This window comes from Neobacillus sp. NPDC058068 (genome assembly GCF_042885335.1).
Lineage (GTDB): Bacteria > Bacillota > Bacilli > Bacillales > Cytobacillaceae > Neobacillus.
Map to the genome: position 1 here is coordinate 134,706 of NZ_JBHVSI010000011.1, position 16,653 is coordinate 151,358.

Genomic DNA, 16,653 nt, shown 5'->3' on the forward strand with positions numbered 1-16,653 from the left:
ATAAGTGTAAAAGACAAAATCGAAGGAGGCAATACAATGAATTTTGAAGTTATTCCTTTTTTATCGTTAAATGGACAAGGGGCTGAGGCCATTGCCTTTTATGAACAATATTTAGGGGCAAAGGTTTTATTTAAGAAAAATTATAAAGAAATGAAAGAAATGGATCCGCAGTTTACGTATGAAGATGCCCAGGACGATTATATTACGCATTCTGTTTTACAAATTGGTGTTAACAAAATCATGATTGCTGAAGAGGCAATGGATTCAACTCGTCCATGGCAATTAAGTAATAGCTTCTCATTATGTTTTCAATCGAAAGACTTCTCAGTTATTGAAACACTCTATAATAATCTAACTAAACATAATGAAGTGAAACCCTTAACACCTTTTGAAAAAACTTCATTTAGCCCGGGTTATGGCAGTGTACGAGACCCATTTGGAATCGTTATACAATTAACCGTAACAAGACATGATTTTTAAAGGTCCCTTCTCGAAAAGAAAAAAAGCCCTTGATAACTAACATTTTGTTAGTTATCAAGGGCTTTTTAGAATAATGCGCTATTTCTTTTTTATCTGCTTAATGTGTCGGCAATTTGAAGAACTATCCGTCCTCGTCCATGTCCCGTTTCACTCACTGAATGTGCATGCTGGACTTCATTTAATGTAAATATTTTATCAGCGATAGCTTTAATCTTTTTCTGAGCAATTAAATCTGCAATCGCCCTTAAATCCTCCTTAGAGGCCAAACTACTATTTTTTTTCGCATTAATTCCAAGTTCCTTAGCCTTATCTATTGGAGGCTGTTCCACAAGCGAAATCAACGTTCCACCGGGTTTGATAATGGATAAAGACCGCTGAAGAGTATCGCCACCTACCGTATCTAGAACTAGATCAACATCCTTTACAACCTTTTCAAACTGAGTTTTGTTGTAATCCACCACATTATCTGCACCAAGAAGACGGATAAAATCTACATTTTTTGTTGAGGCAGTCCCGATGACGTTCGCTCCTTTCCAGTGAGCAAACTGTGTCGCAAATGAACCAACTCCTCCGGCAGCACCATGGATGAGCACTTTCTGACCAGACACTAGTTCTCCTTCATTAAATAGAGCATTATATGCAGCTGCAGCCCCACCTGTAATCGTAGCAGCTTCTGTAAAAGTAAGATTTTCTGGCATAGGAATGAGTTCATCGACAGAAGAAATGGTATATTCAGTATAGGTTCCTTTAGCCCGACCAAAGACAAATTGTCCTATTTGAAAGTCTGTAACCCCTGGCCCTTGTTTTTCAACCACACCGGAAAAAGCAGAGCCAGGTATATAAGGAAAGTGAACAGGAAAAATATTTTTAGTTAACCCTCGTCGGATTTTCCAATCAATCGGAAGTACACCTGCCGCTTCAACGCGAATAAGCACTTCCCCTCCTTTTGGTTCTGGACAAGGTATATTCTCTATTTTCAGTTCTTCAGGTCCACCATATTGATAAACCTGAATCGCTTGCATCATTTTTGATGCCATAATAGTAGCCCCCTTTGCTCTATTCTATTGCTTATTATTTTCTCCCCAAAAAGTTATGATATCACTTAACATCGACTGTTTAATATCTTACAATTGTATAACCTTTTTCACATCGGCAAAAGGGCTGGCTTTTTCTACAACTTTAGATTGATTAATTGGAATATAGGAGAAACTTGTGACTCCATTTCGATATTTTTACTATAATTCCTAACGTAATACAGACATAAATGGGTTCATCACAATTAAGTACTTTTATTCTAAATCAAGTGTTTTGCCTGTTTCTACTAATGTCTTTGTGTTACTAAGGATCATCCACCATGCAGCATCGCTGTTCTCGTAATGAGGATCTCCTTCCTGCCACTGGTCATGAATAAAGGTTAACTTCGTACACGCGCCTACTGGCTCAAGCAGGTAAGAAATTCTCGATTCATATTCCTGTTTATCATCTTTCGTGTACGACTTTCCAGCAAAGTGGGTAAAACGGAGTAATTGATTAGGAACATGCTCTAATACATTCCCATAAACATGAACCGTTTCATCGCCATCAGCCCCCGGACCAACGTATTCCAACAGATCCCCAACTTGAAAGGTGGATCGGATCACGCTTCCACAATAAATTTGCTTTGTTCCCTCCGGCGAGATTAATGCCTTCCATACATCCTCTGGTGTTCCGCCAATATAAAATACATACTTCAGATCTCTCATTAATTAAATCCCTCCTAATATTATTTCTACCTCCATCATAAACAAACTTCACTGACATATACGGTCAGTGAAGTTAAAAGTTTTGATAATGTTTTACTAATTCTGAAGTAACTGTTACCATTTTCTCTTTTAAAAATAACGGTTCTAGAATCCTTATGGTCCTTCCATAAGGAAGAAGATAGTAGGGTACATATGTATTAATCGATTGCTCATCTATCCTAAAATGAGCATGATTTTCCGATCGACGGGTAAGTGCATGCCCAAATAACCAATGCTGGCATAAATCATCGAGGGCATGCGCCTGTCCTTCAATTTGAATGGAGATCAGCTGTTCAGGCTGATCTAAATCAGGCAAAAGTCCATTTAGAAAAAAAGAACGTGCTGAAAAATCTGCTGGACGATCAAATTCAATACCTGTTCGAGATAGACTCACAATCCGATTCACACGAAAGCTGCGTATTTCACGGCGGATGTGACAATAGGCGATGACATACCAATTGCCTTTCCAATAAATAAGACCATAAGGATCAATATTGCGTGGTTGAGGTGTGCTTTCATTTCCTTTTTGGTACTCCATTAATAGTGTTAAGCCTTCTGCTACGGATTCTTCTATTTCTTGCAGCAGCGATTCCAATTCTAAATTAGCTGGAGGCTGAATCACATCAAACCCTGTTTCATGACGATTAATATAATCCAATTGTTCTGGATTTGTATACATTTTCAGCTTTGTGACTGCCCTATTCAAAACCTCACTAAATGGATACCCTGCCTCTGATGCAAAACTTGCTGCATGAATCAGCGCTTTTTGCTCTTCTACATCAAAAAATAGCGGTGCTTTTGTAAACTCATGGAGCAAACTGTAGCCGCCATTATGACCTGCATCCGAAATGATCGGAACTCCGCTGGCACACAAGGCATCAACATAACGGTATACCGTGCGGATATTGATCTCCAATTCTTCTGCAAGTTGCTGGGCAGTCATTCGTTTTCCAGTATTGAGCAACCATAGTATAGAAAGCATATTTACAGCCTTGGTCATGAGTTATTTAGTCCCTTCTACAGCAACTTTGGCAAGTCCCTTGCATCTTTCATTCCTTTATACTTGGTGACGTAATATAAAGAGTTTCGATAACAACTCCTTATATAAAAACGAACTCTCATTTACTTTTTTCAAGTGAGCCACTTATGGCAATTATTAGCTAAATGCTGTAACTCGTCTAGAAATGTACTAGCGTGATAACCATCGCAAACTGTATGATGCACTTGTAATGAAATAGGCAACAAAGTTCTATCTTCCTGATTAAAATATTTTCCCCCTGTAATGATTGGTAATAAAAAGTCGCCATCATTATTTATATTTAAGTTAAATCCAGTAAAACTAACCCATGGAATACTGGATATAGGAAAGGAATTTTTAGGTTCATTTTCTTTCGTAAAAAGACCCTTAACATCTGCGTATTGCTTTATATCCTCTTGATAGTTTTTATAAAAGACAGAAAATACATTTGAGAACTCAGTCCAAATGCAAGAGAATGTTTTATTATCATCATGGAAAATTGTATAACTAGGAATCATTTGATCCCAATACCCCAGAACTCCCTCATCATTAAAACAGGTTCTAAATTCCGGATGAGAGTTTACTATTTTACTTACCATATATATAAAGCTCGGGTATAGTTTAATCCCCTTGTTGCGCAGGTGTTCTAATAATGTTGTGATGTCTATATTTGCTGAAATGCTAAACGTACACTTTTGATTTAAATAATACTCGAAATACTGATTTCTATCCCAGTTTTCTCGATCAATTAAATTAAACTTCATTTTATTAGCCTCCTAAAATAGTTTTTGTAAGCCGCTGTCTTACATTGACTATATTAACCACACTACCTTTAGCGGACCTTTAATGAAAGTTTGTTTCCCCAATATTTAGAATTACTTGTTAAAAAGGACCGCTGCTGCCGTTATGGAAGCCGTCAGTCTTCTTAGAGTCATTTTTCCTATTGGTCATCCACCTTATTTTTTTGTTTTAGCTCTTTTAAAATTTCATTTAATAGTTCATGTGTCTTTTCGGTCTCCTGTCCATTTCTGTAGTGTATGAAAGCTACTAATACAAATATCCCCACTAATGCTCCAAATATTAAATTCATGATAGGAATCCCCCTAAGAATGACCGAATATATGCAATAAAATCATAAAACATATAGAAATTTTTGTAAATATATAACTCTGAATTTACTGACACTTCGGAAGTGAATAAGAGCATATCAAATTTACTCAATAAAAAAAGAATCCTTTTTGATCAATCTTTTTCAAAACGGATTCATTGTGATTGCCTCAAGGTATCTCATGCACCAAAACTTGATGTATTAAATGATTGCATTATTTATTTGGATATCCATTCATATTGAATATCAGGTAAATTCTCTTCATTTTCGTGTCCATAACCAATCTTTTTAAATCCATGTTTTTCATAAAACCGTTGTGCCTTTTCATTTACCTCAAATGTATATAATGTTAATCTACCACTTGATTGTTCTTTTGCTTTGTCTAGTAATGTTTGACCTATTCCGATTCCTTGATAATCATTATGAATATAAAGCTGGCTTACTTCCCTCTCATTATAGGCAATCATTCCAACTACTTGTTCATCAATTAATGCTAAATCTATTTGAAACTGTTCAGGTAATATAGAATTTAAAAAATATAGGTGATTTTCAAAGCTATGAATTTCTTTCTGGCCAATTGCCTGTTCCTTACTATCTCGCCACATAGCCACTGTCTGTTCAGCATACTTGGGGCTATACTGAGTTATGATGAATTTGTGTTTGTTCACTTCAATACCTCCATTAATGGAATTGCTCGTTCTTAATTTTAGCCATAACTTGTTCATTCGATATTAGGTTGGAAGGAATCCTTATTCAAATTTCTTAAAAATTGGCTCTGTTAAATAATATTGTTGATTTCGGTTAAGAACGAAAGGACCTTAATTGAGGGTCCTTTTCTTCAATTCATTATCAAAATTATCGTAGCCAAAATACGTCATTTCCCACAAACAATGTGCAAGAATACTTTCAAAACTCATTGAGTTTAAAGTGTCCGAGTCGATGTAAAAATTTAACCATTCATTGAAGTTATTACCAACAAGTGAGTAGCCAATATGCTCATCATCTCTACCCGAAACGTCAAAGTATAAGTTTTGATTATTTTCATCGAAAGATGATTGAAAAACTGATTCATCATTTTCATCCGTTTCAAACGCATTTATATAAATAACCATATTTGAATGATTGTCTTTTAGCTCAACATTATGCAGTTTTTCATATAGAACTCTAAAATCATTTTGAATATCCTTGATTTCACGTTCCATTCTATCTGAATAATGCAAAATGATTTTTTCCCAAACTTTATCAAAGGGGGTTGTTGAAACTAAATCCTTTAAGGTATTCATATACGCCTCCAACAATTATATTCGAAAGCCCGACAATCTTAGGCTTTCATAAGTTTCATTAATCGAGCACAAGCAACTATCAATAACCATTTTGCTTATCGTTGTGGAATCATTACGGAATCTGATTAAGTCCAGGAATTGAAACCAACTCAAATAATGGTCGAGGTATTTGGTTGCCACGCCTTTAAATCGGTCCATCCAGCCTTTTAAACGGCTATGATAGTTATTTACATTTTGAATATGATAAAGCCCTCTGACTCGTTCCTTTCCGTCAGATTTGAATGGGTAATGTTCTAACCCTTTATCTTTTGCATAGGTTTTGAAAGCGCGCCACGCATCAGTAAAAAGGGTATTCGATTTGGATAATTTGGACCCGATAGCTCTATCCAAACGGGATTTCACAATACGTCCTTGCCCTATCACTTTGGAAAAAGTCAGTTTTTGACTGTCTCTAGCAATCAACACACAAACTTGTTCCTTGCTGATGCCACGGAACTGAGAAGCACCGCCACGTTTTCGTGCTTTACGCCCTTTTAAATTCCGTTTCCCTTTTTCAGAGTATAGGAAATAGGTTTCGTCCATTTCGACGATACCAGAAAATTGGTCGAAATCCATTTGGTTCAAAACGGATAAAACCTTATGCCTCCAATAAAAAAGGGTGACAAAGTGGACTTCAATCAGCTCAGATGCCTTTCGTAAAGAGTAGCCTTCTATCATACATTGAATAAAATCCAACCATTTGTGAGGAAGGTGTGAACCCTGCAAAGGAGTGTTTGTGACATCGGTAAAGGTTTTACCGCAATCTTTACAGCGATAACACTGCCGTTCCATTGTTTTCATACCTGATTTGACGGAGTATTTTCCAAATCGGACAACATTATTTGAATTACAGTGAGTGCAAGTGTAGCCGTCTTTATGTTTCTGTTCGGACACCTCTTTAAAGATAGGTTCACTTGCAGAAGATGCCGCAAGAGATTTCGTAAAAAACTCTTTCAAACGAAGTTGGTCTGCGTATTAAGTTTTTGAATCTCCTTAATGATGTCTGTTAATGCCATTTGAAACCACTCACTTTTGTCCTTATTTATATTACTATTATAGAACAAAGGTTCGTGTTGTTCAAATATCAACATAATTGTTTAACAGAGCCTAAAAATTAGTTGATACATTTTATTCCTACAAACTGCCCTTTACTTGAACATCCATTCTTAACGATTTATATTCCTTGTCATTCCTACAGAAAATTTCTTGAATCCAACAGATTCATAGTAGGATTCCAGGCTTTCTGCACACATTAATTGCGGAATGACGCGATTGTGCTCACAATGTGCAACCATTCGCTGCAGCATTTCTTTGCCGATACCTTTGGACTGAAAACTCGGCAGAACACACACTCCACAAATAATTCCGGTAATTACACCATCAGAAATAATGCGTCCCATCCCTACCAACTTTTCTTGATCAAACGCATAAATAGCATACCAGCTTTGAGTACACATTTTTTCCAAATCATTAACGGTTAAGTGTAGTGAATTCCAGCCTAATTGTTCATATATGGTTAGTAGTTGCGTAAAATCATCAGGGCGTTCGATTGTATATTTTATAGTTGCTTCCACACAAAAATCTCCTTAACTCGTTTTTTTAATCGAAAAGAAGTAAAGTATACCCCCAACCATCCAATAAGGCTCCCAAAATACTAACCTCCAAAATGTGGCGTACCTTTCCAATTCAAGGTTTAAAATATCCATTGCACCTAAGGATATTGTTATAAAATTCAACAAACCATATAAAAAGAGTAATAGTCCAGAAATCTTCGTTATGAGATAGAGCGTCGTTTGAATCCAAGATTTTCTCCATTTCATTAACAGCATCATGAGCCATACAGCTCCGAGCAATTTGATGAATCCCGTTATCCAAACTATTTTTACAAACGATGGTGGTGGGTTTAATGCCATTTCATAAATGGATCCTCCAAGGGATCTAACACCAAACATGCCTCCCATTGCCCAGTAGAAACTCAAGCCGGAAAAAAGAATCGTCCATAACACCCCAAAAGACAATATCCACTTTTTAGTTTCCATAAAATTGCTCCTCATTAAAATGGCAATATTTTAAACAACTTCATTACTACGGAAATTATGTTGAACAACCGCTGCCGCAGCTGGAACAGCTGGAGCTTGAGCAGCTCGATCCCCCGCTATCGCCGCCGTCGCCACAATCTCCTGAACCATCCGAAGAAGCGGAACCGCAAAAAATGGCAGCGGTACAGCCGCTCATGTAATTGGCGGTATTGGCAAAGGCATATGCTTTCGCATAGTGCCAATAATCATCAAAATAATGGCAGGAAAAGAAAATCATCACTAAGGATAGAGAAGACATTTCGCCAAATGATTGCTGTTTCGAAAAATTGCCTTTTTTGTTTACTTGATATACTTTTTCGACTTCGTCTAATTGCTGTTTCATTTTAGTTACCAGATCGTCAATCATATCCTTGTTATCTTCATTTATCTTAAAATATGTTTCCATCAAATATTCTTTTTTACCTGCTTTAAATTCCTTTAATAGTTGTGAATCGACCGGATGTTTAAAATAGCTCCCCCACGTTTTCCAGCTGAATTTGGTAATTTGAAACAGCTGCGAAAAGACCCAATCAAAAAATGCCCGTTCCTGGGGTGCAGGCTCTGGACTTGTGTTCGGTGTATGGTGCAGCATGGTCCCAAGAAATTGCTCTGAAAACACCTGATATTTTTGCGTAAAAAGCAGCATATCATGCCAGATTTCATCTACCTCTTCACTAAACATCGGCGTTTTCTTTAAAATATTCGATAATAAGAAATAGCGCTTTAACTCAAATAATCGCCATTCAAATTCATCTTCGGTCCGTTTCGGATTCTCCTGAAGAAAACGCTGCTTCACTTGTTGAATATAATCATCATCTAATGCGCCGTTTAATTTATCAAGCAACGGCTGGATTGGAACATGATCAAGGACTCCCAGACGGGCCGGGATGTTTTCCTTAGCCAATTTCGGCCGTTTGTTTTTTATCATTGACGTAACTCCTGCACTTATCCCGACCAACAAAAGACCACCAACCACCAGTTCAGCAATCATGTAAATTCCCCCTTTGAACGAACTGCTATAGGTTCAATTCCCATCTAACTTATTTTACCATATACTCACTCTCAATATTTTTAATTTTCATTCACTTCGTAGTGAAAACCAGTTGAGAAATCCTTCATTTTCTAATTTCATAGTTTACATACCAACTTCCAGCTCTTTTTCAATATGCCATTGAAAAGGGTGCGAAACAAATTTCGCACCCTTTCTATGATTTGTGATTTCATGATTTCCAAAATGTTTACCTTTTTAACATTTATCCTTAACAACTACTTCATTATTTCTTAATATGTTCAGTTTACAATGGTATTGTATGAACCATTACTTATGAAGGGGGGAATCTAAATGTTTTTAAAAAAACTGGCAGAAAGAAAACTTGTCACCATTGACTATGATAAAAATGGTATTTTACAAACTATTAAAGGACGTGTCTATCGCCTAAATTTGCGTGAACAAATTCTTTCGATGAAAGATGAACAGCAAAATTCTTTCTCCATCCGTTTATCCGGTATAAGAAAAGTTTATTAACTTTCTTATACTTTTTTTTTATTCAATTAACGATATTAAAATCGGCATCATGTGATGACGCGAAACGGTCTCATCATGACATAATCCTCATGCTCCAAGATATGACAGTGCCATACATACAATCCTGCGTAAGGTCCAAATTTCATGATTATCCGAGTAACCTGATTAGAATAGGCAATGACGGTATCCTTCCGTCCTCTTTCTTGTGGAGTAGGAGGCCTTGCCGGGCCAGTGTACTCGAGAATTCCCTTCTGTTTATATTTTTCAACGTCAAAAGCTCTGCGGTCTATTACTTGAAAATCGATTAAATGAAGATGTATCGGGTGTGTATCGTTTGTTAGATTAATGAGATACCATACTTCTGTCTGTCCTAATTTAGGGTTTTCAGTTATCGGGGCATCCCAATCCTGATCATCGAGCAGCATTAAATCCCGACCGTATGAATCAACACTTCTTGTTAAAGTGAGAAACCTAAACTTTGAGGCTGTCTGCACTCTCCTTTTCGGAAAAGGCACCATGAAAGAGGGAATCACACTCGTATCATTGCTTGAAAGCGGCAGAACCACTCGAAATTCCATCACTTTTCCAACCGTATTAGAATCTACTGGCTCGCCATCTGGAAACGGAAATGGGGCATCATTTGTCATAACGATTCTTTTTCCTTCAAGTTTAGTGAAATCAATGATCACTTCTACCCGCTCTGCAGGCGCCAAAATGACTTCTCTGATTCCAATCGGGTATTCGATTAAGCCGCTATCTGTTGCAATATGGTAAAGAAGCTGCTCTGAATCGAGCTTAATTCGGTAAAAACGGGTATTAGATCCATTTAACAGCCGGAAACGGTATTTCCGCGGTTCCACATTGAAATAGGGCCATACTTTCCCATTCACCACGATAGTATCACCTGAAAATTCAGGTATGATAGAGGTATCTAATTCTTGCACCGGTTTTTTTGGCTGTTTCGGATAAGAAAGCGAACCATCTGGATGAAAGGATTTATCTTGGATAATCAGCGGAATATCAAATTGTCCACTTGGTAAATTTAATTCACGTTCCCGTTGATCTCTTATCAAATAAAATCCTGCTAATCCAGCGTACACATTGAGCCTGGTAATCCCGATGACATGATCATGATACCAGAGAGTGCAGGCTGGCATAAAATTATCATAGCGATAGATCTCCTTTGAAAAATGAGGTCCTACTTGCTCAAACCCTTTTGTGAACCAAGCTTCCGGATAGCCGTCGCTTTCCGACTCAACGCTTGCACCGTGCAAATGAATGACCGTTCTGACTTCTGGAACACTCAAGTGGGCACCGTGAATTGTATGGTCGACCGGCAGCAAATGCTTATCAGGCAAGTTGTTGATCCACTTTACAAAAACTTTTTCACCACTTTCAACCTCAAAGGTTGGACCTGGATAGACACCTTCAAAGCCCCAGACAGTTGTCTCAGGCAGGTCACGATGGAGCGACTGCTTGAATTGTGTCATATTCAGTTCATAATAAGTATGGAATCGATCTTTGTGACGAGGTTTTAAAACAGAAGGCACAGGGAGTTCATCAACAAATTTTGAAAGATTCATATGTCCGCTCCTAGTTATACAAATGGTTACCATCACTTTATGTTAAAAAAGCAATCAGTATCACCATCCATGGTCAACTCTTAACATTTTCTTCACCCTTTCTTAATATCTTAAGTCCGTTTCGGATTTTCCTGAAGAAAACGCTGCTTCACTTGCTCGTTAAGCTACCCAACTGGCTCTTTCTTAATGATTTCGGTCGCTTATAAGCTCGATAAGCTACCCAACTGGCTCTTTCTTGATGGGTTCGGTCGCCTATAAGCCCGATAAGCTACCCAACTGGCTCTTTCTTGATAGATTCGGTAGCTTATAAGCTCGATAAGCTACCCAACTGGCTCTTTCTTGATAGATTCGGTCGCCTATAAGCCCGATAAGCTACCCAACTGGCTCTTTCTTGATGGATTCGGTCGCCTATAAGCCCGATAAGCTACCCAACTGGCTCTTTCTTGATGGATTCGGTCGCCTATAAGCTCGATAAGCTACCGAACGGGCTCTTTCATGATGGATTCGGTCGCTTATAAAGCTGATTAGAGTAAAAACCAGTTGAGAAATCCTTCATTTTATGATTGGATTAAGAATAACAAAGGGGGATGGGAATGAAAGGGAAAATGAGGTTCATTACGGCTATGCTTATATTTGGGAGCATCGGGGTATTTGTCAAAAAGATTGATCTCACTTCTAGTGAAATCGCGTTTTTAAGAGGAGTAATCGGCAGTATATTCCTGCTACTTGCTAGTTTCCTAGTCAAACATAAGCCATCTTTAAAAGCATTAAAGGAAAATGCCATTCTACTGCTATTATCAGGTGCAGCTGTTGGCTTTAATTGGATCTTTCTTTTTGAAGCTTACCGTTATACGACGATTTCCAATGCCACGATCAGCTATTACTTTGCACCCATCTTTGTAATGATATTAGCACCATGGCTCCTGAAAGAAAAGCTAACGAGTGTGAAAGTTGTCTGTATCATCATGGCAATGGTTGGTTTGTTTTTAATCGTGAATAATGGATCTAGCGGTACAAGCGGTTCACAGAATCATACAGTAGGTATTTTCTATGGCCTTTTAGCGGCAGCATTCTATGCAAGTGTTGTCTTAATGAACAAATTCATCAAAAATTTGTCTGGGTTTGAAACTACATTAGTACAATTAATGGCAGCTGCTTTGGTCTTGTTTCCCTATATATGGTGGCAAGGTAACCTAAATTTTTCTAACTTAAACTTGACTTCAATTCTATTTATTTTAATCCTAGGAATTGTACATACAGGGTTAGGCTATTTTTTATATTTTACTTCGCTTCAAAAACTAAAAGGGCAAACGATTGCTGTTCTTAGTTACATCGATCCAATTTCCGCCGTCATCATCGCAGCGATATTCTTAAGCGAAAGCATGACATTCATTCAAATGATTGGTGGGGTCCTTGTTCTGGGCGCAACTTTTTTAAGTGAAAAACTAGAGATAAGAGTCGGGAAAAAAGGGCAAAAGCCTACTACTTCACCGTAATGGCACTGGATTCACACCCATAGCAGTGAGCGAACAGCGGAAGGGTTCTGTTCGCTTTTTTCTGTCAGTAATCCCTGCATTATTGAAAGGGATTCCGACTTAAAGAATCGAAAAGAATGGCAGGATGAGAATGGCAAGGGTAAGGAAAAAAACAGCCAGAGCACTAAATTTTTGTTTCTCCTTCCATAGGGTAATGGCAAAACCAAGGGTATAAAGGGTGATGACAAACAGCGCAGCGACAATGAAAATTTTCAACCTATTCCCCTGCCTTTCCGGTTTTTTTTGTTCGTTTACCAAAATCAAGAATGTCAATCTTCGTATTCACAACAATGTCTGACTTAAGATACGATTTTGCCCAATTAAATCTTTTATACTCCTGTATCGTTCCAAAATATTTCCGGGCATTCAAGGATAATGGGTATGGTACACCTTTTAATTCTGTTTGTGTTTTTTTTAACAGGTCCTCATTCACTTTTTTGATATGCCTTGCTATTTGTTTTTTTATGATTTGTTGGTTCCTTTTCTCTGTCAAGTTAACCATAGATGGGTTTGACATTATCTCAAACTTTAATGGGATGGTGATATCGATCTTTGGTCTGACGCCTTTTAAATTCATTTTTACTTTATTGTTTTCTGTTTTCATAAGTCTTGCTGCAAATTGCCTCTGATTATCGGAAAATGGATCAGGTATATCTATCAATATGTCTTTGATATTTGTTGTATCATCAAGGATATTGACAATGCGTGTTTCTTGACCGTTTATCTTATCCATCATCACCCCATTCTTGAAGACCGCCGAGCCAATAAATTGTGTATCATCCAACTCGCCAGTTGCATTCACTTGCCCTGCCAAGTATTCGTCTTCCCTTTTAATTTTACGATTCTTTCCCCTTTCTGCAGTTGTGTACATTGCCAAAAAAAGGTCTGTTCCCCTTTCCATTGTTTTAAAAAAACGAAGAAGCGTAGAATCTGGAATAAGCCCATTTTCAATTCCGTGAGAGATCATATATTGAAAGTACTTATGTGGTCTTGTTTCCATTTTAGGACGAATATGAAGAAAATACTCACTTGCCTTTTCTTTAGATACCGCTAAAAAACAATTCGTATGAATTTCTCTATCTTGTAAGACGTCGTAAAATACAGAAATAAAATGTTGCTCTTTTGCAAATTCCTCGGAAACAACAATAATTCTTAATAGATCATAACTAATAACTCGTGTGATGATGGCATTAGCCGTCCCTTTCGCCGCAATGAAATCATTTGCATCAAACGTGATAATTTCTCGTGGCTTTTCTGTTGAACCACCGCCGCCTTGCATACTTCCTACTTCTGGATTAGCCAGTAACATGGTGACTTTGATTTTTCCATCATGTTTTGAACGATCAAGACCGAGTCCAATCACATACGATTTGTCTTCAAGTTCGAGCCGATCCCAGCATCCTGCTAAGGAAGAAACCATGACGAGAAGCAACAAAAATTTACAAACTGTTTTTGTTATTTGCATGTTTAAACTCTCCCTTTACTAGTGCGACCAACCATAAAATGATGGAAATGGCAGCAAAGGTTGGACCCGCTACGTTTGCTATGATTGGTTTAATCTTTGAAATAACTTCAATTGATGGTTCTGGGATACTTCCAATCAATAAATATATCGTCGCAAGTGATGGAGTCAAAAATTCAAAATCTTTAACTTTAAAAATATGACCTAACATAAAGGCAACGATGTACAAAAAGGCTGTAAAACGAATAAATGCCGCCATAATCCATATCGTGAAAAAAATAATTTCGATATTCGGAATATAATTACCTAGCGAAATATAACGAATAGCTGTGTGGAATGGATAGTTAATTCCTCCTAAAGATTCATCAAACATGCAGATGAAGGTTAGGACAGAAATACTTATTTGGAAGCTGACAAAAGTAAAGGCAATCCATGTGCCTTTTCGAAATGCTTTGCTGGAAGGGATATAAGGAATGATCAGGGCAAGTATAAAAAAATCTCCATAAAGGGTTAAGCTTTGAGAGCTTTGTTTCAAAATTTCAAGTTTTCCGGGACCCCAAATAGGAAATAATGCTTGAATGTTGCTAACTTGAGTACTTAATAATAACGCCAGAAACAAGGATAGCACTGCAAAGTAAACGAGAAGATAGGAAACCGATCCAACATGTTGAATTCCTTTTTTAGCTCCATATGCACAAACGGACATTAAGAGCGCATAGATGATGAATGCAGGTGTCGTTGGAAAATAATACGTTCTAATAATATCTGTATAATTTCTCGTATCGAACGAAATAGCAAATGAGCTGATGACAAATATGAAAAGGCAAACAAAAAAGCCAATATATCTTCCAAGTAATGTTTGGATAACGGAAAACAGATTTTTGTCTTGAAACAATGACATCACTTTCATTAATAAAAAGAGAGGGATAAAAAAGATCCCTGCTGTAAGGATGGGAATCATCCACGCTGCATTTTGGACCTGATTATACAGCATGGATGGTGTATCTTCAGTTGCTTTCGTCCCAACCATTAAAATAGCAATGGACACGTATTCACGGATTCCAAGTTTTCCAGGCTGCTGTTTCATCTGCGTTTATCCCTTTCTTTGTTTGACCATATCCTTTGGTTTTAGATACCCTGGTCGAAACCTTTGTTTCATGGGAACATGACGTATAATTAAGTCCTTTGACGAGAAGAAATACGGTGTCATGGGTGCAAAGTATGATGTACCAAATGATTTTAATGAAACTATATAAAAGAGGCCGGCAATAAATAAAGCTGCTGCTCCATATATGCCGAAAAAGCCTGATGCAAAAATAAACAATAAGCGAGTTATGCGAATAGCGAAATTCATGCTCACATCGCTGACAATAAAAGAACTTAAGCCGCTCAAGGCGATGACAATGATGACAATCGGACTAATGATATTCGCTTGAACAGCAGCCTGGCCCAAAATTAACGCACCAACAATCCCGATGGTTGGACCAATAGGAGAGGGCACACGCAACCCGGCTTCGCGAATAAGTTCAAAGGCAATTTCCATCATTAAGATTTCAATGATCGACGGAAATGGGACTCGTTCCCTACTTCCAGCAATCGCCATTAACAAATCCGGCGGGATCATCCCGACATGATAGTTTGTAATTGCAATATAAAAGGAAGAGGCAAAAAGAGAGATAAATAAAGCAAGGAATCGCAAAATCCTGATGAAATTACCATACGGTGTACGCAGGTAATGATCCTCCGGAGAATGGAACAAGGTCCAAAAGGTAGCCGGAAGGACAAGACAGTTTGGTGAATTGGACATTAACAAAACGATGTGACCCTCTTCAATAAAAGAGGCCGCCCTGTCAGGACGCTCCGTGTTTAACAGAGTAGGAAATAAGGATCTTGGTCGTTCCTCCAGATACTGTTCCAATATACTTAAATCAAGAATACTATCCGTATCAATCGAAGCCAGCCGATCTTTTATCTCTTGAAGCAGTTCATCATTTACCAAGTCTTTTTCATAAACAATCAATACATCGTTTCTGGACCGTTTTGTAATAACTTGTGCCTCAGCAATCAGGTTTTCATTTTTTATTTTTTTACGGATTAACGCAATATTATCAGCCAGCTTTTCGTTAAAAGCCTCTTTTGCCCCTTTGACAATGACTTCATTATCGGATTTTTCAATGCCGCGGCCTTCAATTTTCGTCGTTTCAAATACATAGCATTGATGATCTCCATCCACAAAGAGCGCGGTAATACCCATAGTGATGTTTTCCGTAATTTCTCCAATATTAATGATTGTCTTTCCGACCGGGAAGGACACAATATCTTGAATCTTTCTTGAGGGCTGCTCGTTTTCAATTAGCGGCTTCACAATGCTCTTCTGAACCTGATCGGTGTCTACAATAGTATCGATATAAATGATAAAGGCACGGCATTTTAAAGATCGGATGGTAAACTCACGGATTTTGACATCAACATTTTTCGGTATACTAAACATCGCCTTAAATGTCTCTAAATTTCGCTCATAATGTCGGCTAATATCTTGTGTCTTCAATTCAATTGCTTTTGTATTGGATTGTTCGCTAAATTGTGGTTCCGTGTTAAATGCCCTTTTGAGTGACTTCCCTATCTTTTTTATCATCCTGAACCACCCCTAATCTTTATATAGTTTTCCATTTTTAGGGGTGGTTATGTATGGAATGGAATATCAATTCAAGCAAAAAACGGTATCTCCATTTTGGGAGATACCGCTTTTTGTTTTAAAATA

The 16,653-nt window shown here is 37.6% G+C and carries 18 protein-coding genes and 1 pseudogene; 3 read left to right on the plus strand and 16 right to left on the minus strand.

Annotation, left to right across the window (positions count from 1 at the left end):
• The first annotated feature begins 36 nt into the window (after positions 1 to 36).
• A complete protein-coding gene (locus ACFVSW_RS14595) occupies positions 37 to 480 on the plus strand; it encodes a VOC family protein (RefSeq protein WP_387317250.1) in 444 nt (147 codons plus the stop codon).
• An 89-nt stretch (positions 481 to 569) separates the two neighbouring features.
• Here ACFVSW_RS14595 and ACFVSW_RS14600 read toward each other — a convergent pair whose 3' ends face one another.
• The 11 genes and pseudogenes from ACFVSW_RS14600 to ACFVSW_RS14650 form a co-directional block, all read right to left on the minus strand.
• A complete protein-coding gene (locus tag ACFVSW_RS14600; protein ID WP_387317252.1) occupies positions 570 to 1,517 on the minus strand; it encodes an NADP-dependent oxidoreductase in 948 nt (315 codons plus the stop codon).
• A gap of 252 nt (positions 1,518 to 1,769) precedes the next feature.
• Positions 1,770 to 2,222, minus strand: coding sequence for an SRPBCC domain-containing protein (locus ACFVSW_RS14605; RefSeq protein ID WP_387317254.1), 453 nt, complete (start codon positions 2,220 to 2,222; stop codon positions 1,770 to 1,772).
• A 73-nt stretch (positions 2,223 to 2,295) separates the two neighbouring features.
• The gene (locus ACFVSW_RS14610; protein WP_387317256.1) at positions 2,296 to 3,261 is read right to left on the minus strand and encodes a helix-turn-helix transcriptional regulator; all 966 of its coding nucleotides are present in this window, start codon (positions 3,259 to 3,261) and stop codon (positions 2,296 to 2,298) included.
• A 131-nt stretch (positions 3,262 to 3,392) separates the two neighbouring features.
• Positions 3,393 to 4,043 (minus strand): type A chloramphenicol O-acetyltransferase, encoded by a 651-nt coding sequence (gene catA, locus ACFVSW_RS14615; protein ID WP_387317259.1) that lies wholly within the window; start codon positions 4,041 to 4,043, stop codon positions 3,393 to 3,395.
• 176 nt (positions 4,044 to 4,219) lie between these two features.
• Positions 4,220 to 4,369 carry a hypothetical protein gene (locus ACFVSW_RS14620; protein ID WP_387317261.1) on the minus strand — a complete coding sequence of 50 codons (150 nt, stop codon included), beginning with the start codon at positions 4,367 to 4,369 and terminating at the stop codon, positions 4,220 to 4,222.
• A 236-nt stretch (positions 4,370 to 4,605) separates the two neighbouring features.
• Positions 4,606 to 5,055 carry a GNAT family N-acetyltransferase gene (locus ACFVSW_RS14625; protein WP_387317262.1) on the minus strand — a complete coding sequence of 150 codons (450 nt, stop codon included), beginning with the start codon at positions 5,053 to 5,055 and terminating at the stop codon, positions 4,606 to 4,608.
• A 150-nt stretch (positions 5,056 to 5,205) separates the two neighbouring features.
• Complete coding sequence (locus ACFVSW_RS14630) at positions 5,206 to 5,670, minus strand: DUF6557 family protein (protein WP_387317265.1); 465 nt, start codon at positions 5,668 to 5,670, stop codon at positions 5,206 to 5,208.
• 15 nt (positions 5,671 to 5,685) lie between these two features.
• Positions 5,686 to 6,725: pseudogene (locus tag ACFVSW_RS14635) on the minus strand (IS1595 family transposase).
• Positions 6,726 to 6,875: 150 nt separating this feature from the next.
• Positions 6,876 to 7,283: a GNAT family N-acetyltransferase gene (locus ACFVSW_RS14640; protein ID WP_387317267.1), complete on the minus strand. Its 408-nt coding sequence runs from the start codon at positions 7,281 to 7,283 to the stop codon at positions 6,876 to 6,878.
• Positions 7,284 to 7,295: 12 nt separating this feature from the next.
• A complete protein-coding gene (locus tag ACFVSW_RS14645) occupies positions 7,296 to 7,748 on the minus strand; it encodes a DUF3995 domain-containing protein (RefSeq protein ID WP_387317269.1) in 453 nt (150 codons plus the stop codon).
• A gap of 55 nt (positions 7,749 to 7,803) precedes the next feature.
• Positions 7,804 to 8,778 carry a glycine-rich domain-containing protein gene (locus ACFVSW_RS14650; RefSeq protein WP_387317272.1) on the minus strand — a complete coding sequence of 325 codons (975 nt, stop codon included), beginning with the start codon at positions 8,776 to 8,778 and terminating at the stop codon, positions 7,804 to 7,806.
• Between the two features lie 351 nt (positions 8,779 to 9,129).
• Here ACFVSW_RS14650 and ACFVSW_RS14655 point away from each other — a divergent pair, with 351 nt between their 5' ends.
• Complete coding sequence (locus ACFVSW_RS14655) at positions 9,130 to 9,312, plus strand: hypothetical protein (RefSeq protein ID WP_387317274.1); 183 nt, start codon at positions 9,130 to 9,132, stop codon at positions 9,310 to 9,312.
• Between the two features lie 47 nt (positions 9,313 to 9,359).
• Here ACFVSW_RS14655 and ACFVSW_RS14660 read toward each other — a convergent pair whose 3' ends face one another.
• Entirely contained in the window at positions 9,360 to 10,895 is a 1,536-nt protein-coding gene (locus tag ACFVSW_RS14660; protein WP_387317276.1) for a multicopper oxidase family protein, read from the minus strand.
• A gap of 593 nt (positions 10,896 to 11,488) precedes the next feature.
• Between ACFVSW_RS14660 and ACFVSW_RS14665 the strand changes: the two genes are divergently transcribed.
• The gene (locus ACFVSW_RS14665; RefSeq protein ID WP_387317278.1) at positions 11,489 to 12,391 is read left to right on the plus strand and encodes a DMT family transporter; all 903 of its coding nucleotides are present in this window, start codon (positions 11,489 to 11,491) and stop codon (positions 12,389 to 12,391) included.
• A 99-nt stretch (positions 12,392 to 12,490) separates the two neighbouring features.
• On the opposite strand, the gene ACFVSW_RS14670 is transcribed toward ACFVSW_RS14665, so the two are convergent.
• From ACFVSW_RS14670 to ACFVSW_RS14685, 4 genes are read right to left on the minus strand one after another with little or no spacing between them, the layout of a single operon-like run.
• Positions 12,491 to 12,646, minus strand: coding sequence for a hypothetical protein (locus tag ACFVSW_RS14670; RefSeq protein ID WP_387317281.1), 156 nt, complete (start codon positions 12,644 to 12,646; stop codon positions 12,491 to 12,493).
• Between the two features lies 1 nt (position 12,647).
• Complete coding sequence (locus ACFVSW_RS14675) at positions 12,648 to 13,895, minus strand: Ger(x)C family spore germination protein (RefSeq protein WP_387317283.1); 1,248 nt, start codon at positions 13,893 to 13,895, stop codon at positions 12,648 to 12,650.
• The gene (locus ACFVSW_RS14680) at positions 13,870 to 14,979 is read right to left on the minus strand and encodes a GerAB/ArcD/ProY family transporter (protein ID WP_387317284.1); all 1,110 of its coding nucleotides are present in this window, start codon (positions 14,977 to 14,979) and stop codon (positions 13,870 to 13,872) included. The genes ACFVSW_RS14675 and ACFVSW_RS14680 overlap by 26 nt, the downstream gene beginning before the upstream one ends.
• Before the next feature lie 6 nt (positions 14,980 to 14,985).
• The gene (locus ACFVSW_RS14685; RefSeq protein WP_387317287.1) at positions 14,986 to 16,527 is read right to left on the minus strand and encodes a spore germination protein; all 1,542 of its coding nucleotides are present in this window, start codon (positions 16,525 to 16,527) and stop codon (positions 14,986 to 14,988) included.
• Between the last annotated feature and the right edge of the window lie 126 nt (positions 16,528 to 16,653).